Here is a 22,736-nt window from a genome sequence, read left to right as displayed (position 1 = left end):
CAGCGCAACCAATCTTGGAAGAAGCAGTAATTTAGGTTGTGTGTATCACACACGAGAATCCAACTTGTCGCTCTGGATCCTGCGGCCGGTGCTGTCGCACGGCGCCGATCTACAAGGCAGACTTGTTATAGGATCAAGCCTTACGGGCAATTAGTATCAGTTAGCTGAACGCATTACTGCGCTTACACACCTGACCTATCAACGTCCTGGTCTCGAACGACCCTTCAAGGGGATCTAGTCCCCAGGGATATCTCATCTTAAGGCGAGTTTCCCGCTTAGATGCTTTCAGCGGTTATCTCTTCCGAACATAGCTACCCGGCGATGCCACTGGCGTGACAACCGGTACACCAGAGGTTCGTCCACTCCGGTCCTCTCGTACTAGGAGCAGCCCCCTTCAAATATCCAACGCCCACGGCAGATAGGGACCAAACTGTCTCACGACGTTTTAAACCCAGCTCACGTACCTCTTTAAATGGCGAACAGCCATACCCTTGGGACCGGCTACAGCCCCAGGATGAGATGAGCCGACATCGAGGTGCCAAACACCGCCGTCGATATGAACTCTTGGGCGGTATCAGCCTGTTATCCCCAGAGTACCTTTTATCCGTTGAGCGATGGCCCTTCCATACAGAACCACCGGATCACTATGACCTGCTTTCGCACCTGCTCGACTTGTCGGTCTCGCAGTTAAGCACGCTTATGCCATTGCACTATCAGCACGATTTCCGACCGTACCTAGCGTACCTTCGTACTCCTCCGTTACGCTTTGGGAGGAGACCGCCCCAGTCAAACTGCCTACCATGCACTGTCCCCGACCCGGATCACGGGCCAAGGTTAGAACCTCAAACAAACCAGGGTGGTATTTCAAGGACGGCTCCACCGAAACTAGCGTTCCGGTTTCATAGCCTCCCACCTATCCTACACAGATCGGTTCAAAGTCCAATGCAAAGCTACAGTAAAGGTTCATGGGGTCTTTCCGTCTAGCCGCGGGTAGATTGCATCATCACAAACACTTCAACTTCGCTGAGTCTCGGGAGGAGACAGTGTGGCCATCGTTACGCCATTCGTGCAGGTCGGAACTTACCCGACAAGGAATTTCGCTACCTTAGGACCGTTATAGTTACGGCCGCCGTTTACCGGGACTTCAATCAAGAGCTTGCACCCCATCATTTAATCTTCCGGCACCGGGCAGGCGTCACACCCTATACGTCCACTTTCGTGTTTGCAGAGTGCTGTGTTTTTATTAAACAGTCGCAGCCACCAGTTTATTGCAACCCCTTCACCCTCCTGGCGCAGGCCAGTCAAGCTACAAGGGCGTACCTTATCCCGAAGTTACGGTACCAATTTGCCGAGTTCCTTCTCCCGAGTTCTCTCAAGCGCCTTAGAATACTCATCTCGCCCACCTGTGTCGGTTTGCGGTACGGTCATCGTTAGACTGAAGCTTAGAGGCTTTTCTTGGAACCACTTCCAATTGCTTCGCTCCCTAAGGAGCTCGCGCCACACCCTTGAATTGCGCACCCGGATTTGCCTAAGTGCCTTCTCCAATGCAGCGACCGGGACTTCCAACACCCGGACAACCTTCCGCGATCCGTCCCCCCATCGCATCTAACAATGGTGCAGGAATATTGACCTGCTTCCCATCAGCTACGCATTTCTGCCTCGCCTTAGGGGCCGACTCACCCTACGCCGATGAACGTTGCGTAGGAAACCTTGGGCTTACGGCGAGGGGGCCTTTCACCCCTTTATCGCTACTCATGTCAGCATTCGCACTTCCGATACCTCCAGCACCCTTTACAAGGCACCTTCGCAGGCTTACGGAACGCTCTCCTACCATGCGTGCTAAGCACGCATCCGCAGCTTCGGTATATAGCTTAGCCCCGTTACATCTTCCGCGCAGGACGACTCGATCAGTGAGCTATTACGCTTTCTTTAAAGGGTGGCTGCTTCTAAGCCAACCTCCTGACTGTTTTAGCCTTCCCACTTCGTTTCCCACTTAGCTATATTTGGGGACCTTAGCTGGCGGTCTGGGTTGTTTCCCTCTTGACACCGGACGTTAGCACCCGATGTCTGTCTCCCGTGATTGCACTCTTCGGTATTCGGAGTTTGCTATGGCGGGGTAATCTGCAATAGACCCCCCAACCATGACAGTGCTCTACCCCCGAAGGTGAGACACGAGGCACTACCTAAATAGTTTTCGGAGAGAACCAGCTATTTCCAGGTTTGTTTAGCCTTTCACCCCTATCCACAGCTCATCCCCTAACTTTTCAACGTTAGTGGGTTCGGACCTCCAGTACGTGTTACCGCACCTTCATCCTGGCCATGGATAGATCACCTGGTTTCGGGTCTACGCCCAGCAACTGAACGCCCTATTCGGACTCGCTTTCGCTACGCCTGCCCTATACGGTTAAGCTTGCTACTGAACGTAAGTCGCTGACCCATTATACAAAAGGTACGCCGTCACCCCTTACGAGGCTCCGACTGTTTGTATGCATGCGGTTTCAGGATCTATTTCACTCCCCTCCCGGGGTTCTTTTCGCCTTTCCCTCACGGTACTGGTTCACTATCGGTCGATCACGAGTATTTAGCCTTGGAGGATGGTCCCCCCATCTTCAGACAGGATTTCACGTGTCCCGCCCTACTTGTCGCACACCTAGTTCTTTCATACTGTTTTCGCCTACAGGGCTATCACCTGCTATGGCCGCACTTTCCAGAGCGTTCGGCTAACAATACAAATAAAGAGTGCAAGGCTCATCCCATTTCGCTCGCCACTACTTTGGGAATCTCGGTTGATTTCTTTTCCTGCGGTTACTTAGATGTTTCAGTTCACCGCGTTCGCTTCGCATGGCCTATGTATTCAGCCATGGATACTCCAAAAGGAGTGGGTTTCCCCATTCGGACATCTACGGATCAAAGCTTGTTTGCCAGCTCCCCGTAGCTTTTCGCAGGCTACCGCGTCCTTCATCGCCTGTGATCGCCAAGGCATCCACCACATGCACTTGTTCGCTTGACCCTATAACGAGTCTGTCTCGTCGACAGTCGCTACAGGTTGAGTTCTCGCGTTGTGCCGTATTCCAATTGATGTCGGCTAGAGTTAGCGCTTTAGCGCTTACTCTGGCCCCACTCCCGAAGGGAGTAGTTTACGAATCATCTTGAGATACATCGATACAATCACAACCCGGATAGTTTCCACGTCCATCTCAAGACGCTTCCGCTATCCAAATTACTTACTTCTTCCAGATTGTTAAAGAACGACAGCCGATACTTTCGTACCGCTCTGACTGGCTCAATCGCCAATGCAAAATTCTCGGTTCATCGTATGAACCAAGCACTTAGCGTTGGTGATTGGTGGAGGCAGACGGGATCGAACCGACGACCCCCTGCTTGCAAAGCAGGTGCTCTCCCAGCTGAGCTATGCCCCCATGTACAGAATTCCTCAGGTGTGTACCGCCCACAAGACGGTGGTGGGTCTGGTTGGATTCGAACCAACGACCCCCGCCTTATCAAGACGGTGCTCTAACCGACTGAGCTACAGACCCCTGAGTCTGTCTTTAATTTACAGCCGATAAGCGTGAGCGCTCAATTTTGCGAGAAGCTCTGGAAAGGAGGTGATCCAGCCGCACCTTCCGATACGGCTACCTTGTTACGACTTCACCCCAGTCATGAATCCTACCGTGGTGACCGTCCTCCTTGCGGTTAGACTAGCCACTTCTGGTAAAACCCACTCCCATGGTGTGACGGGCGGTGTGTACAAGACCCGGGAACGTATTCACCGCGGCATGCTGATCCGCGATTACTAGCGATTCCAGCTTCATGCACTCGAGTTGCAGAGTGCAATCCGGACTACGATCGGTTTTCTGGGATTAGCTCCCCCTCGCGGGTTGGCGACCCTCTGTTCCGACCATTGTATGACGTGTGAAGCCCTACCCATAAGGGCCATGAGGACTTGACGTCATCCCCACCTTCCTCCGGTTTGTCACCGGCAGTCTCCTTAGAGTGCTCTTGCGTAGCAACTAAGGACAAGGGTTGCGCTCGTTGCGGGACTTAACCCAACATCTCACGACACGAGCTGACGACAGCCATGCAGCACCTGTGCGCCGGTTCTCTTTCGAGCACTCCCGCCTCTCAGCAGGATTCCGACCATGTCAAGGGTAGGTAAGGTTTTTCGCGTTGCATCGAATTAATCCACATCATCCACCGCTTGTGCGGGTCCCCGTCAATTCCTTTGAGTTTTAATCTTGCGACCGTACTCCCCAGGCGGTCAACTTCACGCGTTAGCTACGTTACTAAGGAAATGAATCCCCAACAACTAGTTGACATCGTTTAGGGCGTGGACTACCAGGGTATCTAATCCTGTTTGCTCCCCACGCTTTCGTGCATGAGCGTCAGTATTGGCCCAGGGGGCTGCCTTCGCCATCGGTATTCCTCCACATCTCTACGCATTTCACTGCTACACGTGGAATTCTACCCCCCTCTGCCATACTCTAGCCTGCCAGTCACCAATGCAGTTCCCAGGTTGAGCCCGGGGATTTCACATCGGTCTTAGCAAACCGCCTGCGCACGCTTTACGCCCAGTAATTCCGATTAACGCTTGCACCCTACGTATTACCGCGGCTGCTGGCACGTAGTTAGCCGGTGCTTATTCTTCCGGTACCGTCATCCCCCGACTGTATTAGAGCCAAGGATTTCTTTCCGGACAAAAGTGCTTTACAACCCGAAGGCCTTCTTCACACACGCGGCATTGCTGGATCAGGCTTTCGCCCATTGTCCAAAATTCCCCACTGCTGCCTCCCGTAGGAGTCTGGGCCGTGTCTCAGTCCCAGTGTGGCTGGTCGTCCTCTCAGACCAGCTACTGATCGTCGCCTTGGTAGGCCTTTACCCCACCAACTAGCTAATCAGCCATCGGCCAACCCTATAGCGCGAGGCCCGAAGGTCCCCCGCTTTCATCCGTAGATCGTATGCGGTATTAATCCGGCTTTCGCCGGGCTATCCCCCACTACAGGACATGTTCCGATGTATTACTCACCCGTTCGCCACTCGCCACCAGGTGCAAGCACCCGTGCTGCCGTTCGACTTGCATGTGTAAGGCATGCCGCCAGCGTTCAATCTGAGCCAGGATCAAACTCTTCAGTTTAAACCTGTTACTGTTTTCGGTTCGGTTAAGAACCGGTCGCTCACTCAAAGCTGACAGGAATATGAATTGCTTCATAAACCTGACTTACTTTAGTGTGAGACTCTTGATACTTTCGCTATCTGATCCGAGGATCAGCTCGCTTCCATCAAGCGCCCACACTTATCGGCTGTTAATTTTTAAAGAGCAATCTGCGAGGAACTTCGTGTTTCTCAGCAGCGCTGCGTTTTCAGCAGCAGAGAAGCGAGATTATGAACCGTGTTTCGCAGCTCGTCAACAACTTTTTACACTACATCGTTGCGACTGCGGGGTTCAACTTCCAAGCCAGCCGCGCGCCCAAGACTGCAGCACACCACCAGCTTTGCTTCCCTCTTCCACGCCGTGTTTCCGTTAGCGCGAAAGAGGCGTGATTCTAAGCACCCTCTTCGAACTGCGCAAGGGGTTTCTCAAAAAATATAAGGCCCCGCACGCTGTCGCGTGCGGGGCCTTATATAGAAGCAACTCAACCGGTCAGCCTGCGCGCGCCTGGCGCGCGACGATCTCCATATAGTGATCGAGATCAGGCGTCACCTTGCCCTCTTCCTTTGCCGTATCGTCCCAGCGGCGCAGACGCAGCGCCTCCTCCGCGAACGGGCGCTGCAGGAACGCCGCCGTCTCCTCTTCACTGAAGATACCGCCCTGCAGCGCGAGACTGCGCACCGAGTCCGGCGACAGGCTCTCGAAGTAGCCGGCGTCCGTGCGGCACAGGCAGCGCTTTGCGTCGACGTGCAGCCGGATCGGCTCCAGCACCGCGTCGGAAAACAGCGGCCGCAGGAACGGCAGCACGTAATACTGGTGCAGGTCGTCGATCCCGCGCGCACTCGGCGTCTCGCCCTGGCGATTCAGCAGATGCCCGAGATCGTGCAGGAACGCCGCCGCAACCAGCGCTTCATCAGCCCCCGCCTCTTCCGCCAGCAATCCGCTCTGCAATGCATGCTCGAGCTGCGTGACCGGTTCACCGCTATAGGCCACATGACCATGCTCGCGATACAGCCCGTGGATATCTTCCACCGTCAATGCCATTCATTCACTCCCAAGGCAGCGAAAACGTCTTCAGGTTCGTGAAGCTCTTCATCGCCTCCTGAACGCCTTCCTTGTATCCGAGCCCCGAGTCCTTGATCCCGCCGAACGGCGACAGCTCGATCCTGTATCCGGGCACTTCCCATACATTCACCGTGCCGACGTTCAGCTCGTTCACGAACCGCACGACCGCCGCCGTGCTGTCCGTACAGACACCCGACGATAGCCCGAACGCCGTCCCGTTGCTGATCCGGATCGCGTCGTCGATCGTGTCGAACGCAATCACCGGCGATACCGGGCCGAAGGTCTCCTCGCGCACGATCGTCATCGACGGATCGACGTTGTCGAGCACGGTCGGCGCATACAGCGCGCCGCGCCGCACGTTGCCCGTCAACAGCCTCGCGCCCTGCTCGACCGCCTCCCCGACCCGCGCCTCGAACAGCCGCGCCGCGTCCTCGTCGATCACCGTGCCCATTTCGTTCGCGGGATCGAACGGATCGCCGTACTTCCATGCGCGCGTCTTCTCGACGAGCAATTCGGTGAAGGCGGGCGCGATCGAGCGCTGCACCAGCATCCGCTTGACGGCCGTGCAACGCTGACCCGAATTCCGGTACGACCCGAGCACCGCCAGCGACGCCGCGCGTTCGAGATCGGCATCGTCGAGGACGATCAGCGGATCGTTGCCGCCCAACTCCAGCACGATGCGGCGGTAGCCGGCCCGCGCGGCAATCGCCTTGCCGATCGCCACGCCGCCCGTGAAGGTGATCAGCGACGCATGCGGGTGCGTGACGAGCTCGTCCGCGATCTCGCGCGGATCGCCGGTCAGCACCTGCAGCATCGGCTCCGGCAGACCGGCTTCAACCAGCAGATCGGCCAGATAGAGCGCCGACAGCGGCACCTTCTCCGACGGCTTCACGATCACGCGGTTGTTGGTCGCGATCGCCGGCGCGATCTTGTGCGCCACCTGGTTCATCGGATGATTGAACGGCGTGATCGCGACGATCACGCCATCGAGCGGTTGCCGCTGCGAAAACACGCGGCGCGCCTTGCCATGGGGCGTCAGGTCGCACGAGAAACTCTGCGCGTCGTCGCGCAGCGCCTCGACCGCCGCGAATTTCAACACGTCGGCCACGCGGCCGATCTCGTAGCGGGAGTCCTGTTTCGACAACCCCGACTCGAGCGTGATCAGGTCGGACGCTTCCTCGGTACGCTCGCGCAACAGCGCAGCCGCGCGTTCGAGGATCTCCGAACGCTCGTAACGCGTGAGCGTCGGCCGGTACGCCATCGCGTAGTCGAATGCCACGCGCACGTCGTCGACGCTCGCGAGCGGCACCGTACCGACGCGCGTGCCCGTGTAAGGGTCCATGACGTCGAGCGTGCGTTCGCGCGTCGCGCGCGTGCCGCACCAGCGCAGCGCCTCCGCGCGAAACGCCGGGTGATCGTGTCGGGGGTGAGCCATCATGTCGCGACCCGGTTCAGCACGAAATCGAACACGTCGAAATTGCGCGGGCGACGCGCAGGATCGACCGGCTCGATACGGCGATTGAACAGCAGCGGTACTTCCTGCTCCGACACGCCGCCATGCGAACGCAGCGGCACCGTGAGGCCCGACAGATCGTGTTCGCGCTCGCGCGTGCCGAGCGTCATGTCGCGGCGGCCGATCACGACGAGATCGCCGATCCGGTCGGCCGGCAGCTCGAAACGTGCCGCGGCTTCCGCGTTGTCGAGCACGAGCTCGACGCCGTCGAGGCCGCCGACGCGCCACATCGCCTCGGCCCGGTCGACGCCCGGCGCCAGATAGACAGTGGCAAACGAGCCGAGCGCGCCGTGGTGCACGACGTACGGATCCGTGATCGGCAGGATCACGCGCGCAGCCTGCGCGCCGTACCACCCGTCGAAGGCATCCTGCAGATAGATGACGTTCGGCCGGCCCGTCGCAGGATCGTGCTTCGCGTTCATCCCGTGGTCGGCCGTCAGCCCGATCGCCCAGCCGAGCGCGTCGAGCTGCGCGAGATAACCGTCCATCATCGCGTAGAACGCGTTCGCACCGGCACTCCCCGGCGCGCACTTGTGCTGCACGTAATCGGTGGTCGACAGGTACATCAGGTCGACCTGGCGCGTCTGCGCAAGCCGCACGCCGGCCGCGAACACGAATTCGGACAGCGCCGCGCTGTAGACGTCCGGCGACGGCAGGCCCACCCAGTCGAGCACGTCGACGATCCCGTTTTCGGCGAGATTCGCCTGCGCGGCCTTCTCGGCCGAAAAGCAGATGCCGTTCATCTGCCAGCCGAGCAGCCGGCGCAGCTTGTCCTTCGCCGTCACGACGGCCACCCGCGCACCGGCGTCGGACGCCGCCGCGAGCAGCGTGCCGGCCCGCAGGTAGGCCGGGTCGTTCATCATGACTTCGGCGCCACGCCCGCCATCGGCGGCCGGGTCCCAGAAATAGTTGCCGCAGATTCCGTGGACCGACGGCGGCACGCCGCAGACGATCGACAGGTTGTTCGGGTTGGTGAAGGTCGGCACGACGCAATCGGCGCGCCAGGTCGTGCCTTCCGCGATCATCCGGCCGATGAACGGCGCGACACCCGCGTCCACCGCCCGTTCGAGATAGTCGTACTCGCAGCCGTCGACGCAGACGACGACGGTCGGCTCGACCGGCAGCCGGTAGTGCCGGCCGTTGACGTCGACCGAGCGACCCGCAAGCTCCGTCGGGATACCGGCCGCCGACGCGTCGCCAGGTTGGCGCAATGCGAACGCGGCGTTCATGATGCCACCCGCTTGCCGCGCGGCACGCGCGCGGCGATCAGCAGCAGCGCCGCGAGCGACGCGCCCAGCATCAGCAGCGACAGCGCCGACGCCGGAAGGTAATACCCCCGCTCCACCTGGCCGATCACGACGATCGGCACGGTCGCGAAGCCGGGCGGATAAACCGTCAGCGTCGCACCGAGTTCTCCGAGCGACAGCGCGAAGCCGAGTGCGAGGCTCGCGCGCAGCGCCGGCACCAGCTGCGGCAGCAGCACGCGGCGCAGCACCATCGCGGGCGGCGCGCCGAGGCTCGCCGCCGCTTCGCGCAGCACGGTCAGCTCCGGACGCAGCGCCGCGGCCGCGCAGCGATAGCAGAAGGGCAAGATCAGCGCGAGCTGCACGAGCACGACGATCGCCGCCGAGCTCGACAGGTCGACCGGCTTCTGGTGATACGCGATCAGCACCGCGAGCCCGAGCACGACGCTCGGCACGCCGTTCGGCACCATCACGAGGGCATCGACCACCGCGCCGAGGCCGCGCCGGTCGCGCCCTTCGAGCGCCAGCGCGAGCCACAGCCCGAGGACCGTGCCGACCGCCGACACGCCGAAGCCGATTTCGAGGCTCGTCAGCAGCGCGTCGTATTCCGGCGACCCGAGCCGCTCGAACCAGCGCAGGCTGTAACCGGCCGGCAAGATCGTGCCCGACCACTGCGTCGACACGCTCGACAGCGCGACGACGATGACCGGCAACACGAACAACCAGAAGCACGCGAACGCGGCCAGCGCGAGCGCCGCGCGCGATGCGTGCTTGAGCACCGTGTCGCCCCAGCCGATCTGGTGGCGCGGCACGCCCTGCCCGATACGGAATTCAGCGGACATCGTTCCCTCCCGTCGCACGCCGGTTCACCCGGCGATAAACCGCATACAGCGCCAGCGACAGCGCGAGCATCACCACCGCGCCGGCCGACGCGGTCGGCAGGTCGAGGTCGACGGTCGCGCTGCTGTAGATCGCGACCGGCAGCGTGACGAGCCGCGCGCTGCCGAGCACGAGCAGAATCCCGAATTCGTTCAGCGTCAGCAGGAAGCACAGCACGGTGCCGGCAGCGATGCCCGGCCACGCGATCGGCAGCACGACGCGGCGCGCGAGCATCCAGCCTGAAGCGCCGAGGCTGCGCGCGGCTTCGATCAGCCGCAAATCGAGCGTCGCGAACGATGCGAGCGTCGGCCGCACGACGAACGGCGTATAGAACACGGTCTGCGCGAGGATTACGCCGCCGATGCCGAACAGGAAATCGAGCGGCGCATTTTCGAGATGAAACAGGTGCTGCAGCGCGATGCTGATCGAGCCCTGCGAGCCGTACAGGAAGATCAGCGTGAACGCGACGAGGAACGACGGAAACGCGACGTACAACTCCAGGAAGCGCGTGACGAGCGAGGCGCCCGGAAACGGCTTGAAGAACAGCAGTGCGGCCAGCAGCACACCGAGCACCGACGCGGTGCCGGCGCTCGCGAACAGCACGCCGAGCGTGGTCAGCAGCACGTTGCGGGTGTCGGGGTTGCCGAAGAACGTCCGGTACGCGGCGAAACTCAGCCCGTGGTCGCCCGACACGCTCAGCAGCACGAGCCGCACCAGCGGGTAGACGACGAGCGGGCCCAGCACGACGATCGCGAGCGCGGCCAGGTGCAGGTCGCCCATGCGCTTGCGGCGCCGCGCGGCGGCGGCGTGCGCGGCGGCCGACGCGAGCACGTGCGGCGGCAGGCCGGCTTCAGGGCTCGATAAGGACGACATCGTCTGCCTCGCAATGCAGGGAAACGCGCGCACCGCGCTCGGGAGCCGCGCCGCGGCCGCGTTGCATCGTGACGCGCACGGGCTCGTCGGGCGCCGCATCGATCGTGACCGCGATCGACAGGTCCGCGCCCTGCCATTCGACGGACGACACCGTGCCGTGCAGCCCGCCCGCGGCGGGCGGCATCACGGTCAGGCGCTCGGGGCGCACGCACGCCACCTTGCCACGCACTTCATGGCGCGGATCACCGAGCGGAAAGATCACGTGCGGCGGCAGCAGGTTCGCCGGGCCGAGATAACGCGCGACGTAGCCGTCCCGCGGCGCGTCGTACAGCTGCTGCGGCGTGCCGAGCTGCGCGATGTGGCCATCGCGCATCAGCAGCGCGCGGTCGGACAGCACGAGCGCGTCGTCGCGGTCGTGGGTCACGCAGACGACGGTCAGGTTCGGCAGGCGCTCGTGCAGCGCCTTCAGTTCGCTGCGCACCGACGCGCGCAGGTTGGCGTCGAGCGCCGACAGCGGCTCGTCGAGCAGCAGCACGTCCGGCTCGATCACGAGCGCGCGCGCCAGCGCGACGCGCTGCTGCATTCCGCCCGACAACTGCGCGGGCAGGTGATGGCCCGCATCGCCGAGTTGCACGAGCTTCAGCGCATCGGCGACACGGCGCGTCACTTCCGACGACGCCATGCCGCGCGCGCGCAGCCCGAAGGCGACGTTCTCGAACACCGACAGGTGCGGGAACAGCGCGTAATTCTGGAACAGCAGACCGAGATTGCGCTTGTGCGGCGGCGCGTAGGTCAGGTCGCGTCCGGCAACGGTCAGCGTGCCGGTCAGGCCGTCGGCCTTCACGAACCCGGCGATGAAGCGCAGCAGCGTGGTCTTGCCGCAGCCGCTCTTGCCGAGCACGGTCAGAAATTCACCGGCACCGATCGACAGCGACAGATCTTCCAGCACCGTGCGTGCGCCGTAGCGCACGCTCAGGTGTTCGATCTGCACGCCGCCCGGCGCGCCGGACCGCAGCGTTGCTCGCGGTTCGGCGGCGCCGAATGCGCCGGGATGGGTCAGGGTGGTTTCCACCGGGTTCATCCTCTTGCTCACGAATACAGGCGGCGTGCGCCGATCACTTCGGCTTGACGACGTCGAGCTGCTTGCCCGAGCTGCCGATCACGTCCTTCTTCCAGCGCTCGATCCACACCGGCTTCTTCGCCATCACCTGGGTCCAGTCGACCGGGATCAGCTTCACGCCCGCGATCGCCTTCTTGACCGCTTCGCCGTTCTTGCCGGCCAGCGGCACGTCCGTGCGGCCCGGGATGCCGTACATGTCCGGCACCTTCGACTGCACTTCCGTCGACATCAGGTAATCGATCAGCTTCTTGCCGGCGTCCTGGTTCGGGCCGCTCTTGATCAGGCCGATGCCGTACGGGAGCTGGAACGTGGTCGGCTGGTCGCCGTCCTTCGCGGCCAGGAAGATCGGCTTGACGGACAGCGCGCCGTGTTCGGCATCGTCGAGGTCCATCTGCAGGTCGCCGTTCGCGACGCTGATCTCGTTACGCGACAGCAGCACGTTCAGGTAGCCCGTGCCCTTCGTGTGGAACTTCACGCTCTGCGACAGCTTCGCGAGGTAGTCGAACGCCTTGTCCTCGCCCATCAGCGACGTCGTCAGGATCAGCACGGCCATCCCGTCGCCGGCCGTGGCCGGGTTCGAGTACGCGACCTTGCCGGCATAGCTCGGCGACAGCAGGTCGGCGAACGTCTTCGGCTGGCTCTTCACGACGTCCGGGTTGATCGCGAACGAGAAATAGTTGTTCACGAACGTCGCCCACGTGCCGTCTTCCGCCTTCGCGATCGCCGGCACGTTCTTGTAGTTCACGCTCTGGTACGCCTGCAGCAGGCCCATCTGGCCGGCTTGCTGAATGAAAGGCGGCAGCGTGACGATCACGTCGGCCTTCGGGGAATTCTTCTCGATGTTCGCGCGGTTGACGACTTCGCCGCTGCCCGCCGTCACGATGTTGACCTTGACGCCTTCCTTCTTCTCGAACGCCGGCAGCACATCGCGATAGAGGTTCTCGAGACCGTCCGCCGTGTACAGCACGACCGCGCTCGCCGCATGCACGGGCAACGCGGCGCCCATCAGACCGGCGACGGTGGCGGCCAGTGCAAGCTTGCGGAACGCGCCGGCAGCGGCGCGCGAGGAATTCTGCAGTGTCATCTCACTTCTCCGTAGGCGGAACACCAAATGGCCGGGGCACGATCCGGCTCTCCTGTTATTTCCGGGCAGGCCGATCAACGGCCTGCCTCGCCGCCGCGCCGAGGTCAGGTTTCTCGCGGCAAGCGAAGGATCACAGCGTTCGATGACAAACCCGTGACGAATGCCACAATTTCCAAAAAATGACACATTTTGCCAATATCATGCAAGTCATTCAGAAATGCCGCCCGGCGTTTCTTTCCGACCTTTGCAAGGAAAAACCATGTCCGATCCGATTCTTCTTACGCCCGGCCCGCTCACCACGTCCGCCACAACCCGCCACGCAATGCAACATGACTGGGGCTCGTGGGATGCCACTTTCAATCAACTGACGGCCAGCGTCTGCGCGGACCTCGTCGCCATTGCGCATGGCGGCGACGAGTACGTGTGCGTACCGATGCAGGGCAGCGGCACGTTCTCGGTCGAAGCCGCGCTCGGTACGCTGGTGCCGCGCGACGGCGTCGTGCTGGTGCCCGACAACGGCGCGTATTGCGCGCGCATCCTGAAGATCCTCGGCCGGCTCGGTATCGAAGCGATCGCTTTGCCGTTCGGCGAGGATGCGGCCGTCGATCCGGCCGCGATCGAGGCCGCGTTCGCGCGCGAGCCGCGCATCACGCACGTCGCGCAGGTACATCTGGAGACGAGCGCCGGCATCCTGAACCCGCTCGACGACATCGCCGCCGTGTGCCGACGCCACGGCAAGCGGCTGATCGTCGACGCGATGAGCTCGTTCGGCGCGCTGCCGATCGCGCTGGCGGGCAGCGGCATCGATGCGCTGATCTCGGCAAGCGGCAAATGTCTCGAAGGCGTGCCGGGGATGGGGTTCGCGATCGTGCGGCGCGATGCGCTCGAGGCCGGCGAAGGCAATTCGCCGTCGCTCGCGCTCGATCTCCACGATCAGTACGCGTACCTGCGCAAGACGGGCCAGTGGCGCTTCACGCCGCCGACGCACGTGATCGCCGCGCTGCGCGCCGCACTCGACCAGTATCTCGCCGAAGGCGGGCAGCCGGCGCGCGGTGCGCGCTACGCGGACAACTGCCGGACGCTGGTCGAATCGATGCGCGCGCTCGGCTTCGCGCCGTTCCTCGATGCGAACGTGCAGGCGCCGGTGATCGTCACGTTCCACGCGCCCGACCATCCGGCCTACGATTTCCGCCGCTTCTACGACGCCGTGCGCGATGCCGGCTTCATCCTGTACCCGGGCAAGCTCACGCAGCTCGAGACGTTCCGCGTCGGCTGCATCGGTGCGATCGACGCCAACGATATCCGGCGCGCGGTCGCGGCGATCGCGCAGGCGGTCGAATCGCTCGGTATCGCGGTGCAGCACGCATGAGGGTGCACGCAGCGCGTCGCGCCAACAAAAAAGCCCGGCGGCCTACCGGCCGCCGGGCGAACGCACAGGATGCGCGTGGAGGCGATGCTTACAGCTCGATCCGCTTGATGTCGCCGACGACGAAGATGTAAGACAGCGCACCGATCAGCGCGATCACGCCGATGAACACGAGCGCGCCGACGAACGAGCCGGTCGACGCGACGATGAAGCCGACCACGAGCGGCGTGATGATGCCGGCGAGGTTCGCCGCGAAGTTGAAGATGCCGCCCGTCACGCCGAGCAGGCCGTCCGGCGCGATGTCCGACACGAGGGTCCAGCCGAGTGCGGCCATCCCTTGCGCGAAGAACGCGACCGACATGATCGCGATCACGGCCTCGTTGCTCTGCACGTAGTTCGCGAGAATGATCGTCGACGCGAGCAGCAGGCCCGCGATGATCGGCAGCTTGCGCGCGAGGTTCGCGGACTTGCCGCGACGCAGCAGCCAGTCGGAGAAGATCCCGCCGAACATCACGCCGACCGATGCGGCGATGAACGGCATCACCGCGAAGAAGCCGATCTTCAGCCAGCCCATGTGGCGCTCGGTGGCGAGGTAGGTCGGGAACCAGGTCAGGAAGAACACCAGCGTCGAGTTGCCGGCGAACTGGCCGAGGCAGATGCCCGCGAGCTGGCGCTTCTTCAGCAGCTTGCCGGCCATCGCCCAGCTGAACTTCTTCTGCGCGCCCTTGGCGCCCTTGTCGCCGTCCTTGCGTGCACCGTGCACGAGACCGCCGCCCGCCTCGATATACGCAAGCTCCTCCGAGTTGGCGCCCGGATGGTTGCGCGGCTCATGATAGAACTTCCACCAGACCAGGCCGAACGCGATGCCGATCGCGCCGACGACCCAGAACAGCGAGCGCCAGCCGAACGCGCCCATCAGCGCGAACAGCACCGGGCTGAAGAACGCGAGGCCGATGTACTCGCCGACCGTATACGTACCGGTCGCCATCGCGCGCTCGTTCTGCGGGAACCACGTCGCGACGACCCGGCTGTTGGTCGGGAAGCACGGCGCCTCCGTCACGCCGAGCCCGAGCCGGCATGCGAACAGCGTCGCGATGCCCGGCACGAAGCCCTGCAGGAACGTGCACAGCGACCACAGCGTCATCGACCAGTAATAGGTGATCTTGCTGCCGAAGCGGTCGAGGAACAGGCCGCCGGGCACCTGCATCGCGACGTACGTCCACGAAAACGCGGAGAACATGATGCCCATCACGGCCGCATTGATGCCGAGCTCCTTGGTGAGCTGCGGTGCAGCCACCCCCAGCACGGTGCGGTCGAGATAGTTGATCATCGTGCCGATCGCGAGCAGCGCGAGAATCTTGTAGCGCGCCGAGGTGCGCCGGACCGTGCCGGCCGCCGCGGACGCGGCGTTCGAGTGGGTGGTGTGCTGCATGATTGTCTCCTGATCTCTTTTTTCAGCTAGTCGGTAGAAGGGTCAGCGTGCGACCAGCGACTGAAAGTGTTCGAACATTCGTTCGTCGTCCGGCGTTCGTCCGGTGAAGATCTCGAACGCATCGACGGCCTGGTACACGGCCATCCCGCCTCCCGGCAGCGTCGCGCAGCCGGCCGCGCGCGCGGCGCGGACCAGTTCGGTTTCGAGCGGGAAATACACGATGTCGGCCACCCACATGCCCGCGCGGAGCAGCTCGGCCGGCAGCGGCAGGCCCGGATGCTTGGCCATGCCTGTCGGCGTCGCGTGAATCAGGCCCGTCGCGGCGCGCATCGCGTCCGCGAGATCGCCGCCCTGTACAACGCGTGCCGCGGGGAAGCGTTGCTGCAGTTCAGCCGCGAGGCCGGCGGCGCGCGTGCCGTCGACATCGAAAATCGTCAGTTCGGCCGCGCCCATCTGCAGCGCGGCGTGCGCCACGGCCGCGCCCGCGCCGCCCGCGCCGAGCTGGACGACGCGTTCGAGCGACGCGTCGGGCAACCCGCGGCGGAACGATTTCGCGAAGCCCGACCAGTCGGTGTTGTGGCCGATCCGCTTGCCGCCCTTGAACAACACGGTGTTCACCGCGCCGAGCGCACGCGCATCGTCCGACAGCGCGTCGAGGTGCTCGATCACGCGCTGCTTGCACGGGTGCGTGATGTTCAGGCCGTTGTAGCCCATCCGCTGCGCGGCATCGAGCAGTTGCGGCAGTGCGTCGACGGTCACGCCGAGCACGTCGAGGTCGATCCGCCGGTAGACATAGCCGAACCCCTGGCGGAAACCTTCTTCCTCGTGCATCGCGGGCGACAGCGAACCGCCGATGCCCTGGCCGATCAGGCCGATCAGAAACGACGGGCGGCTCATCGCGCGGCTCCCTGCGCGAACAGCGTCGACAGACGCTGCAGCGCGAACACGTAGCCTTCGGTGCCGCAGCCGCAGATGACGGCTTCGGCAACCGCCGACACATAGGAATGGTGGCGGAACGCCTCGCGGCGATGCACGTTCGAGATATGAACTTCGATCACCGGTTTCGCGATCGCGGAAAGCGCGTCGGCCAGCGCCACCGACGTATGCGTATAGGCAGCCGGGTTGATCACGATGCCGCGCGTATCGTGACGCGCGGCGTGCAGCCAGTCGATCAACTGGTGCTCGGCGTTCGACTGGCGGAAGTCGATTTCCAGCCCGAGCGCTTCAGCGGCCGTTCGGCAGCGCTGCTCGACGTCGGCGAGCGTTTCCGCGCCGTAGATATGGGGCTCGCGCGTCCCCAGCAGATTCAGGTTCGGGCCGTTCAGCACCAGCACCTTGGGCTTGCTCATGGTGTTTCTGCTCCTAAAACGGGGGCGCATCGCTAGCCGACTTCGCCCCCTGACGTCAAGATTTGGCGCTAGTGTGCGCTTGCGAAAGCGCAATGTCTTTTCGGGTTTTCGCTAATTTGTACCACCTAGTTAGTTTGTACAATACGCATCACTCACCCAGTAAATTCGGGATATGGCGTTCGTCGTTAATTCAACGACTGGTTCATTCAGGGTCGACTCGACCGGCGCCGTGCCCCGCTCATCCGCAGGATTCGCCCATGCAGCGCTCGATCGCCACCGTGTCACTGTCCGGCACGCTCGCCGGGAAGCTCGCCGCCATCAAGGCCGCCGGCTTCGACGGCGTCGAAATCTTCGAAAACGACCTCGTCTACTTCGACGGATCGCCGGCCGACGTCCGGCGCATGGCCGCCGATCTCGGCCTCGACATCGTGCTGTTCCAGCCGTTTCGTGACTTCGAGGGCGTGAGCGCAGCCCAGCTCGCCCGCAACCTCGATCGCATCAAGCGCAAGTTCGACGTGATGCACGCGCTCGGCACCGACCGCATCCTGGTGTGCAGCAACGTGTCGGCCGACACGATCGCCGACGACGGGCTGCTCGTCGACCAGCTCGGCGCACTCGCGGAAGCCGCGCGGCAAGCCGGCGTGGTCGCCGCGTACGAAGCGCTCGCGTGGGGCCGAGTCGTGAAGCGGTACGGCCATGCGTGGAAACTCGTGAATGCCGTGAACAGCCCGCACCTCGGCCTTGCGCTCGACAGCTTCCATACGCTGTCGCTCGACGATTCTCCGGACGCGATCGCCGACATCCCCGGCGACCGGATCGCGTTCGTGCAGATCGCCGATGCGCCGAAGCTCGCGATGGACGTACTCGAATGGAGCCGCCATTTCCGCTCGTTTCCGGGCCAGGGCGACTTCGACCTCGCGCGCTTCACCGCGCGCGTGATCGAATCGGGCTACACGGGGCCGCTGTCGCTCGAGATCTTCAACGACGGCTTCCGCGCGGCGCCGACCGCGATCACGGCCACCGACGGCCATCGCTCGCTGCTCTACCTGGAAGAACTGACACGCGAGCAGCTCGCGCGGGACGGCCGCGCGCCGGCCGCCAGCCAGCCGCTGTTCGCGCCGCCGGCGCCGCCCGCGCACGTCGGGTTCCAGTTCATCGAATTCGCGGTCGACGCACAGGCCGCGGCAACCGTCGGCGAATGGCTCGGCCGGATGCGCTTCCGGCTCGCGGGCCGGCATCGGTCGAAGGACGTGACGCTGTTCCAGCACGGCGCCGCGTCGATCGTGCTGAACGCGGAGCGCGACTCGTTCGCCGATGCGTTCTTCCAGCAGCACGGGCTGTCGCTGTGTGCGTCGGCATTCCGCGTCGACGACGCGAAAGTGGCATTCGAACGCGCGGCCGGTTTCGGCTATGCGCCGTTCTCCGGCCGCGTCGGGCCGAACGAACGCGTGCTGCCGAGCGTGCAGGCGCCGGACGGCAGCCTCGAGTATTTCGTCGACGAAGCGCCGAACGCGCCGACGCTGTATGAATCGGACTTCGTGCTGACCGACATCGACGGCCCGAGCGAGGTGGGCCCGCTGACGGGTATCGATCACGTGTGCCTGGCGCTGCCGGCCGACGCGCTCGATACGTGGATCCTGTTCTTCAAGACGGCATTCGGCTTCGAGGCCGAGCGCAGCTGGCTCGTGCCCGACCCGTACGGGCTGATGCGCAGCCGCGCCGTGCGCAGCGCCGACGGTTCGGTGCGGATCGCGCTGAACGCGTCGGTCGACCGGCACACGGCGGTCGCCGAATCGCTCGACCGCTATCACGGCACGGGGCTGAACCACGTGGCGTTCCGCACGGACGACATCGTGAAGACGATCGCCGCGTTCGCGGCCGACGGCATTCCGTTCCTGCGCATTCCGCCGAACTACTACGACGATCTCGCCGCACGCTACGCGCTGCCGGACGAGTTGATCGACACGCTGAGCACGCATCACCTGCTGTACGACCGCGACGAGCACGGCGGCGAATTCCTGCACGCGTATACAGAACTGGTCGACAACCGCTTCTCGCTCGAGATCGTCGAGCGGCGCGGCGGATACGACGGCTACGGGGCGGCAAACGCGGCCGTGCGCCTGGCCGCGCAGGCACAGCACAGGAAATAAGAGAAAGAGACGAATCTGGATTTCGGGGCCGAATCACATTCGCGGCCCCGCGGCTGATTCAAAGGGCCGCATCCTGCGCGCACCATCGTGGTGAATCGCGCGACGGCGCACCCGCCCGCGCGGCTTGCCGCGATCGGGCCGGGAACCGCACGCCGTCTGATGTTACATCCGGTAACCCGTACCGCAGCGCAGCAACCGGTCCTCGGCCACGGTTTTAAGAATCGCTTAAGTCTTCGACGGCACCATCCGCAACCAGTACCCGATAGTTATCTCGAAAAGGAGGAAAGCGATGAGCGCCGTAGAAGCACCCGCGGGCCGCCCGGCCGCGCCCCCTGCAAAGAAGACGATGCTGCGCCGCCTGCTCAGTCATCATGAAATCGCGACGCTGCTCGTGCTGCTGCACGCACCGATCGGCGCGAACGCCAAACCCGAACTGCCTGCGCTGCAGGAAGCCGGCCTCGTCGAGATGGTCAAGCTCGACGCCGATACGGCCCCCAGCTTCCGGCTGACCGAAAACGGCACCGCCGTCCTGAAAGGGCTCGGCTACCGCTGAGCCGCGGTTTTCACCGCTTCACCGTTTCCCCCTTTCCCCGTACCGCCCCGATCCCTGCGACTCGCCGGCCCTTTCGGCGCGTCGCGTCACCCTGCCCGCTCCTGCAGCATCAACCGGTATTCCGTCGGCGTCACGCCGACCGTCGCCTTGAACTGGCGCGTGAACGCGCTGTGATCCGTATAGCCGCATAGCGCCGCGACGTCGGTCACCTTGTCGTGCGTGACGAGGAGCGCGGTGGCCGCATCCAGCCGCGTCTTCAGCAGCACCTGGCGCGGCGTCAGGTGGAACACCTTGTGGAAGTAGCGTTCGAGCTGCGCGACCGACATCCCGGCCATCTGCGCGAGCTGCTTCAGGTTCAGCGGCTGTACGTAGTGATCCTGGATGTGCTGGACCACGTCGGCGAGCCGGCTGTACGCCGGGTGCGATCCCTCGTGCGCCTTCAGGTCGCGCGAGATGCCCGCCAGGCCGACCACCCTGCCTGCGGCATCGCGCAGCGGCTCCTTGCAGGTCAGGCACCAGCCCGGCAGGCGGCCCGGATACAGGTGCAGCTCGAGCTGGTCCATCAGTTGCTGGCCGGCGTTGATCGTCGCCATGTCCTGCTCGAAATAGCTGCGGCCGAAGCGGCGCGGAAACACTTCGTCGGCCGTCTTGCCGAGCAGGTCACGCTTGTCCTTGTAGCCGCAGCGCATCGCCAGCGTGCGGTTGACGAGCGCGTAGCGGCCGTTCGCGTCCTTCACGAAGAACGCGACGTCCGGCAGCGCATCGAATACCGGTTCGAGCAGGCGGAAGTGCGCGAGCATCGCGCCGAGATCGGCGTTGTCGGGCTGGTGGCGCAACGTATCGGACAGGCTCATGGGCGGTACGGCTGGCAAGGTCGTCATCCCGGCAACCGCAATGCGAGTGGCAGATGGCGTCGATTATAGAAGCGCCCCTCCGATCGCGTCGCGCCGATCGCAAGGGCGGGCAAGTTGGCGGCAGCCGTCACGTCGCGCCGACCGGCTTCGACACGCAACATACGTTGCGTGCACAACCACTGCGCCGCGCATGCAGCGGCCGGCCGCAAATCCGCATGCGCCGATGCCGGCCTGCCGTGAGCGCACTGGCTCACTGGCTCACCGGCACCGCGTGCTCGAACTCGCCAGCATAAAAATGCAACCGTACAGCGTCTTGGCGCGTTTGCGCATTCGTCGTGACGATTTCGGCATATATCAGGGTTATCGACGATATGCCGATATCGTCGCCGGCCGCGCACCGAACGCGCAAGACGCACGCATTTTCGCTGTCTAGACTTCGCTTCACGGTCACGAGACGACCTTCCGCCGCAGCAGCGACCGGCGTGCAGGGCCTGCGGCATCGGCCACCACACGCGCCGATTCCGGCACAGCCCGGGTAGCACGCGGCACGCACGCATGGCCCTCGCATCGGCCTGCCGACCGAACCGTCTCGCCCGGTTTACCGGTGCCGGCCCGCCAGCCGGCGGCGGCCCAACCACGCCATCAAGGGGAAGTGAAAGTGAAGCTGAAGGTATCGCACGTCGCGCTGGCCGCTGCCTGCGCACTGTCGGGCGCGCACGCCATTGCCGCCGACGTCGTCAAGATCGGTTTCGCCGCACCGCTGACCGGCCCGCAGTCGAACTACGGCACGGACATGCAGAAGGGCGTGCAGCTCGCGATCGCCGATTTCAACGCGACGCGTCCGACGATCGGCGGCAAGCCCGTCACGTTCCAGCTCGATTCGCAGGACGACCAGGCCGACCCGCGCACGGGCACGACCGTCGCTCAGCGGCTGATCGACGACAACGTCCGCGGGATCATCGGGCACTTCAACTCGGGCACGAGCATTCCCGCGTCCGACCTGTACGATCGCGCGGGGCTGCCGCAGATCTCGATGGCCACGTCGCCGCAATACACCGCGCGCGGCTACAAGACGACCTACCGGCTGCTGACGAGCGACGCGCAAGCGGGCCGCATCGTCGGCACGTACGCGGTGAAGACGCTGCGCTTCAAGCGCATCGCGATCATCGACGACCGCACGGCCTACGGCCAGGGCATCGCCGACGAATTCGCGAAGGCCGTCGAGGCGGCGGGCGGCACGATCATCAAGCGCGACTTCACGAACGACAAGGCGCTCGATTTCTCCGCGATCCTGACCAACCTCAAGGGGATGAACCCGGACGCGATCTTCTACGGCGGCGGCGACGCGCAATCGTCGCCGATGATCCGCAAGATGCGCCAGCTCGGGATGAAGTCGGCGTTCGTGACAGGCGAGATGTCGCGCTCGCCGACGTTCCTGAAGGTCGGCGGCGACGCCGCCGAAGGCGCGATCGTCTACATGGGCGGCCTGCCGAAGGAGAAGATGCCGGGCTTCGCCGGTTACGCGGCACGCTACAAGGCGCGCTTCAACGAAGACGTGATCACCTACTCGCCGTACTCGTATGACGGCACGATCGCGCTGCTCACCGCGATGAAGGACGCGAACTCGACCGACCCGAAGGTGTACACGCCGTATCTCGGCAAGGTGTCGGTCAAGGGCGTGTCGGCCCCGAGCATCGCGTACGACGCGAAGGGCGACCTGAAGGATGCGCCGGTGACGATCTACAAGGTCGAGCGCGGCACGTTCAAGCCGGTCGATACGATCGCCGGCAACTGATACGCAACCCGGCCCCGCGCGGCGCGTCAGCGGCTCACCGGCCGCCCGCGTCGCGCGCGCTTTTGCCCCGGCCTCGGCCGCGCGCTTCGAAGCCTTCCCCGTCGCACACCCGCGCGCGCATTTCGCGCTCCTGTAGAATCCTCCCACCCGCTTTGACGCTTCGTCCCTGCCGTGCCCCATCCCGGTGCGGCGGCGCGTGTTGCGCGCCTCACCCGGCACACGACACGCTTCGACGATGCAAGCCGCGCCTTGTCAGTCCATGCCGATAGCGGGCCCTGGAGACGCAGCACCGACAACAACATTCGAAAACCGA

15 protein-coding genes, 2 tRNA genes and 2 rRNA genes are annotated in these 22,736 nt (G+C 63.7%); 4 read left to right on the top strand and 15 right to left on the bottom strand.

What is annotated here, in order from left to right; translation table 11 throughout:
- Positions 1-129 precede the first annotated feature (129 nt).
- The 11 genes from PQB87_RS19545 to phnS form a co-directional block, all read right to left on the bottom strand.
- Positions 130-3,010: ribosomal RNA gene (locus tag PQB87_RS19545) — 23S ribosomal RNA — on the bottom strand.
- Positions 3,011-3,343: 333 nt separating this feature from the next.
- Positions 3,344-3,419 (bottom strand) — tRNA-Ala (locus PQB87_RS19540).
- Positions 3,420-3,459: 40 nt separating this feature from the next.
- Positions 3,460-3,536: transfer RNA gene (locus PQB87_RS19535), tRNA-Ile, on the bottom strand.
- Positions 3,537-3,598: 62 nt separating this feature from the next.
- Positions 3,599-5,131: ribosomal RNA gene (locus PQB87_RS19530) — 16S ribosomal RNA — on the bottom strand.
- The 16S and 23S rRNA genes sit together here with 2 tRNA genes alongside, the layout of an rRNA operon.
- Before the next feature lie 507 nt (positions 5,132-5,638).
- Positions 5,639-6,190: a phosphonate degradation HD-domain oxygenase gene (locus tag PQB87_RS19525; RefSeq protein ID WP_222156252.1), complete on the bottom strand. Its 552-nt coding sequence runs from the start codon at positions 6,188-6,190 to the stop codon at positions 5,639-5,641.
- Positions 6,191-6,194: 4 nt separating this feature from the next.
- Positions 6,195-7,649, bottom strand: coding sequence for a phosphonoacetaldehyde dehydrogenase (gene phnY / locus PQB87_RS19520; protein WP_233344283.1), 1,455 nt, complete (start codon positions 7,647-7,649; stop codon positions 6,195-6,197).
- Positions 7,646-8,953, bottom strand: coding sequence for a phosphonoacetate hydrolase (gene phnA / locus PQB87_RS19515; RefSeq protein ID WP_233344284.1), 1,308 nt, complete (start codon positions 8,951-8,953; stop codon positions 7,646-7,648). Before phnA ends, phnY begins: the two co-directional genes overlap by 4 nt.
- Positions 8,950-9,810 (bottom strand): 2-aminoethylphosphonate ABC transport system, membrane component PhnV, encoded by an 861-nt coding sequence (gene phnV, locus PQB87_RS19510; RefSeq protein ID WP_021159318.1) that lies wholly within the window; start codon positions 9,808-9,810, stop codon positions 8,950-8,952. Before phnV ends, phnA begins: the two co-directional genes overlap by 4 nt.
- Positions 9,800-10,720, bottom strand: a complete 921-nt coding sequence (locus PQB87_RS19505) for a 2-aminoethylphosphonate ABC transporter permease subunit (protein WP_021159317.1) — start codon at positions 10,718-10,720, stop codon at positions 9,800-9,802. The genes phnV and PQB87_RS19505 overlap by 11 nt, the downstream gene beginning before the upstream one ends.
- Entirely contained in the window at positions 10,698-11,801 is a 1,104-nt protein-coding gene (gene phnT / locus PQB87_RS19500) for a 2-aminoethylphosphonate ABC transport system ATP-binding subunit PhnT (protein ID WP_042974920.1), read from the bottom strand. The genes PQB87_RS19505 and phnT overlap by 23 nt, the downstream gene beginning before the upstream one ends.
- A 34-nt stretch (positions 11,802-11,835) precedes the next feature.
- Positions 11,836-12,924, bottom strand: coding sequence for a 2-aminoethylphosphonate ABC transporter substrate-binding protein (phnS, locus tag PQB87_RS19495; RefSeq protein ID WP_111943202.1), 1,089 nt, complete (start codon positions 12,922-12,924; stop codon positions 11,836-11,838).
- A 259-nt stretch (positions 12,925-13,183) separates the two neighbouring features.
- On the opposite strand from phnS, the gene PQB87_RS19490 reads away from it, so the two are divergent.
- Positions 13,184-14,293: a 2-aminoethylphosphonate--pyruvate transaminase gene (locus PQB87_RS19490; protein ID WP_153490532.1), complete on the top strand. Its 1,110-nt coding sequence runs from the start codon at positions 13,184-13,186 to the stop codon at positions 14,291-14,293.
- Positions 14,294-14,381: 88 nt separating this feature from the next.
- Here the strand turns inward: PQB87_RS19490 and PQB87_RS19485 are convergent, their stop codons facing one another.
- The 3 genes from PQB87_RS19485 to aroQ are packed head-to-tail and all read right to left on the bottom strand — an operon-like array spanning position 14,382 to position 17,071.
- Positions 14,382-15,722 (bottom strand): MFS transporter, encoded by a 1,341-nt coding sequence (locus tag PQB87_RS19485; RefSeq protein WP_048020813.1) that lies wholly within the window; start codon positions 15,720-15,722, stop codon positions 14,382-14,384.
- Positions 15,723-15,764: 42 nt separating this feature from the next.
- Positions 15,765-16,619, bottom strand: coding sequence for a shikimate dehydrogenase (locus PQB87_RS19480; RefSeq protein ID WP_153490530.1), 855 nt, complete (start codon positions 16,617-16,619; stop codon positions 15,765-15,767).
- Positions 16,616-17,071 (bottom strand): type II 3-dehydroquinate dehydratase, encoded by a 456-nt coding sequence (gene aroQ / locus PQB87_RS19475; RefSeq protein WP_489243519.1) that lies wholly within the window; start codon positions 17,069-17,071, stop codon positions 16,616-16,618. The genes PQB87_RS19480 and aroQ overlap by 4 nt, the downstream gene beginning before the upstream one ends.
- A 257-nt stretch (positions 17,072-17,328) precedes the next feature.
- Between aroQ and PQB87_RS19470 the strand changes: the two genes are divergently transcribed.
- A complete protein-coding gene (locus PQB87_RS19470) occupies positions 17,329-19,221 on the top strand; it encodes a bifunctional sugar phosphate isomerase/epimerase/4-hydroxyphenylpyruvate dioxygenase family protein (RefSeq protein ID WP_301863490.1) in 1,893 nt (630 codons plus the stop codon).
- Between the two features lie 289 nt (positions 19,222-19,510).
- Positions 19,511-19,774, top strand: a complete 264-nt coding sequence (locus PQB87_RS19465) for a hypothetical protein (RefSeq protein ID WP_021159311.1) — start codon at positions 19,511-19,513, stop codon at positions 19,772-19,774.
- Positions 19,775-19,860: 86 nt separating this feature from the next.
- On the opposite strand, the gene PQB87_RS19460 is transcribed toward PQB87_RS19465, so the two are convergent.
- Positions 19,861-20,655, bottom strand: a complete 795-nt coding sequence (locus PQB87_RS19460) for an AraC family transcriptional regulator (protein WP_111943204.1) — start codon at positions 20,653-20,655, stop codon at positions 19,861-19,863.
- A gap of 631 nt (positions 20,656-21,286) precedes the next feature.
- On the opposite strand from PQB87_RS19460, the gene PQB87_RS19455 reads away from it, so the two are divergent.
- Positions 21,287-22,423: a branched-chain amino acid ABC transporter substrate-binding protein gene (locus tag PQB87_RS19455; protein ID WP_021159308.1), complete on the top strand. Its 1,137-nt coding sequence runs from the start codon at positions 21,287-21,289 to the stop codon at positions 22,421-22,423.
- Positions 22,424-22,736: the final 313 nt, after the last annotated feature.

This window comes from Burkholderia sp. KL41, assembly GCF_057005415.2.
Note: the sequence above shows the minus strand (reverse complement) of the source record. Positions and strands in the feature narration are given on the sequence as shown.